Origin of the sequence: Paenibacillus agri (genome assembly GCF_013359945.1) — a bacterium.
Taxonomy (GTDB): Bacteria; Bacillota; Bacilli; order Paenibacillales; family Paenibacillaceae; genus Paenibacillus_AQ; species Paenibacillus_AQ agri.
The window spans coordinates 1-236 of the sequence record NZ_JABWCS010000013.1 but is presented as its reverse complement, the minus strand read 5'-3'; the positions used below and the strand labels follow the sequence as shown (position 1 = coordinate 236).

General features: G+C 54.2%; 1 rRNA gene. It reads right to left on the bottom strand.

Annotated elements, in window-relative coordinates:
• A 23S ribosomal RNA gene (locus HPT30_RS00055) occupies positions 1-236 on the bottom strand; the annotation flags it as partial.

The following is a 236-nucleotide window of genomic DNA, read 5'->3' as shown; positions in this document are numbered from 1 at the left end:
TACCTCGTCGTCTTCAAGGGGTCTTACTAATTGGGAAATCTCATCTTGAGGGGGGCTTCACGCTTAGATGCTTTCAGCGCTTATCCCGTCCGTACGTAGCTACCCAGCCATGCTTCTGGCGGAACAACTGGTGCACCAGCGGTACGTCCATCCCGGTCCTCTCGTACTAAGGACAGCTCCTCTCAAATTTCCTACGCCCACGACAGATAGGGACCGAACTGTCTCACGACGTTCTG